Source organism: Capnocytophaga sp. CM59, from assembly GCF_000293175.1.
GTDB classification, from domain to species: domain Bacteria; phylum Bacteroidota; class Bacteroidia; order Flavobacteriales; family Flavobacteriaceae; genus Capnocytophaga; species Capnocytophaga granulosa.
In genome coordinates this window covers 1-3,263 of the sequence record NZ_ALNN01000032.1, presented here as the reverse complement: position 1 = coordinate 3,263, position 3,263 = coordinate 1, and the positions used below count along the sequence as shown (strand labels likewise).

2 protein-coding genes are annotated in these 3,263 nt (G+C 43.0%); both read right to left on the bottom strand.

All coding sequences use genetic code 11. From position 1 onward, the window contains the following. Positions 1-306 precede the first annotated feature (306 nt). Positions 307-1,599: an MFS transporter gene (locus tag HMPREF1154_RS08295; protein WP_009642143.1), complete on the bottom strand. Its 1,293-nt coding sequence runs from the start codon at positions 1,597-1,599 to the stop codon at positions 307-309. Positions 1,600-1,771: 172 nt separating this feature from the next. After that, positions 1,772-3,263, bottom strand: a 1,492-nt coding sequence (locus HMPREF1154_RS08290) for a gliding motility-associated C-terminal domain-containing protein (RefSeq protein ID WP_009642144.1), incomplete at its 5' end; no start/stop codon positions are given.

Below are 3,263 nucleotides of genomic sequence, written 5' to 3'. Positions count from 1 at the left end.
GTCAGTTTTCAGTCTATTGCGACTAATGGCTGATTACTGACATCAGACGTCTGACCACTGAATAACGCTGCAAAATTACAACATTTAGGATAGGAAAGTCAAGAAAAGGAGAGGTGAGAAGTAAGAATTTATACAATAAAAAATAGTGTTAAGTATTTAAGAAAGGGGTTAGGGGTTGGGGGCGTAATAAACACATGTCTCTACAAAGGGTTGGCTATGAGGGTTCTTCATTAGCGTTTCTTTGTAGAGACATGAGTTTGTTGTCTCTTAGAGGATTAAGAGGGTTCTAATTAATCATTAGTAGCATTAATTAACTACTATGTCTTTATTTACATTTTTACTACCTACAAGGGCATAGTATAGGATATAAGCGAGGCCTAGGATCACTACCCAATAGCTCTGTACATAGCCGAAGATATCCGCTACATAGCTCTGAAGAGTGGAGAGAATACCGCCCCCACATACCATAACCATGAAGATACCTGAAGCAGCAGCTGTGTATTTGCCTAAGCCCTCAGTGGCTAAGTTGAAGATACCTCCCCACATCACAGAAGTGCATAGCCCACAGAGGGTTAAGAGCATCACTGTAACAGGTACTTGAGCTAAACCAAAGGATATGTTTTTGTTGAATACAGGCATATTGACCAATATGTCAGTAGGTAAGAATATGGCCAATAGCACAAAGCATAAGCCTAAGGAAGCTACAAAGGAAAGCATGGCCTTGCTGGAGAACTTAGCTCCTAAGGCACCTCCTACAAATCGGCCTACAAACATGAGGAACCAGTAGGTACCTACTACTGAACCCGCTGTAGTGGCATCGATACCTAAGCCGCCGTGCTCTGTTTTGGCAGTCATGAAATAGTTCTCTATTCCAGGAATACCCACTTCCACTCCTACATATACAAAAATGGCTATGATCCCAAAGACAAAGTGTCTGAAAGACATAGCACTATGAGGATCTTTTGCTTTATCCTCTACTTTCTTTACAATATGAGGTTCTGGAATCTGCATCATAGAAAGCACGATAAATACCAAAGCAAAGGTACCCATGGCCAAGTATAAGGCAGGATTGGCCTTGTCAATAGAGGCTTTTTCTATATTTTCCCCTATAAGGTAACCTACAAAGACAGGAACAATTGTACCTCCCATAGAGTTGAGCGCACCACCGAACTGTAGCAGTTGGTTGCCTCGCTTGCCCTCTCCACCTAAGGTGTTGAGCATAGGATTGACCACTACATTGAGCATACACATAGAGAAGCCCGCCACAAAGGCACCTGTGAGATATATGGCAAAACTCTCCATTGCTCCCGATAGGAATATGATACACACCCCTACAAAGCCAACCGTTACGGCCGTCAGTGCTGTTTTCTTATAGCCTATTCGCTGTAGCATCTGACCGGCGGGAATCCCCATAAAAGCATACGCAATGAAGTTGGCCAAGGTTCCCAATTGTGCCTGAAAGTTACTGGCACCGAATTGGCTTTTTACGATGACTCCCATAGGACTCTGTAAGTTGGTAACGAAGGCGATCATAAAGAATAACGCAAACATCATTACAATAGGGAGTAGATAACTTTTGTTTTGCTGATTTTGTTCCATTTTCTCCTTGATTTATTAGGTACAAAGTTATGAAATTATCTCCTAATTTCAAACAAATTGCCTGATTATTTTTTCTTTTGATTAATGACAAATGACTAATGACGAATCTGTAATGATTTGTCATTAGTCACTTGTCGTTAGTCACTCGTCACTCGTTGTTAGTCACTCGTCACTAGTATTTGAGGTACAACCAACCTTTCTTGGTATGGGTTTGCTCGGCTGTATCTTGATACTCTAAGATGTAGTAGTAAGTTCCTTGTGGGAGCTTGCTATCGGCACTTATGGTCGCACGTCCGTTAGAATGTCCGTCAAATGGCTCACTGTTGGTGTAACCGTCCTTTTCATAAACCAATACACCCCAACGGTTGAATATCTTAAGATTATTCTTAGGATACCCCTCAATATGCTCTATCATAAAGCCATCGTTCACTCCGTCACCATTGGCAGAGATACCATTGTGGATCACTATCGGTTTGTCTTCCAATATCACTATCTTCACATTAGCTTCAGCACAGATAGTTGGGTGATCTTTCATACAGAGATTGTATTTCAGAGTGTATTCCCCTGCGGGAGCGCCTTGTGGGATCACTACATTACCATTCTGCTCTATATTAGCGCGTGATCCTTTGTCTTCCAACATAGTGATCTTCACCTTATCCAAGTGTTCTAAGGCATTACCATCGGCATAGCGGTCGTTGTCCAAGACATTTCCTGCGATACCCTCTTTTACAAGCGGGTTGATCGGATTGGCGGTAAAGTCATCATCATTGGCTATCAAAGCAGGCAAGAGCTTAATCACCGCTTCAGCACTCTTACACTCTGTTGATGCTGACTTCTTACAGATTGTATACGTATAGGTATAAACACCGTCTGGGGTGTTGGGCGCTATGGTGATCGTACCATCGTCATTCATGATAAGAGCATTGGTTGGGTTTCTCTCTGCATCCTTAGCCTCGCCTTTGGTCAAGATCACATCGTCTACTGGTGATGGGTTCTTCTTCTTATTGAGTTCGTCATTTGCCAAGACACTTTCGGTTTTGAACTCCTTGGTCTTGTCGTTGGTAATATCAAACTCATCATCCTGAGCGGAGAAGCTCACTACCCTTATGGTTACTGCCGCACTGGCGGTGTTAGAGATATTGGCCTTCTCTGTAATCGTATAGTAATACGTGTAAGTACCCTCTGGTATGTTCTTCTTCACTGAGATACGGCCGTCTTCGTTCATCACCATCTTAGTATCATCAATCACAGGCTTACCATTGGTTTTTGTTATACTTACCTCGGAAGGAGCGATACCCACTCTTTCGCCTATAATATCATTGTTCAAGACACTTGGGGTTAGTGCGCCTTCGGTACCTACTTCCCATACACCATCATCTTTGGCGAAGATATGGGCTTCTATAACTTCAAAGCTTACCTTAGCCGTATCACAGTTGGTAGGTACATCTTTTTGGCATATTGTATACTCGTAGGTGTAAGTACCCTTAGGCATACCGCGTTTTACAGTGATGCTACCGTTAGGATTCATGGTAATACCTTCTGTTATAGCCGCTCCGTCTCGTGTTACAGCCCCTGGAGTCAGTACCACATCACGCTCTGGGGAGAGGTTACCTACGACCCCTTCCATGGTATCTACTCCTGAAGAGAATACCGTTGCTACAGTG

What these genes read in the sequence shown, in the direction of transcription:
- HMPREF1154_RS08295 (WP_009642143.1), bottom strand. Translation starts at nt 1,599, where the DNA reads ATGGAACAAAATCAGCAAAACAAAAGTTATCTACTCCCTATTGTAATG.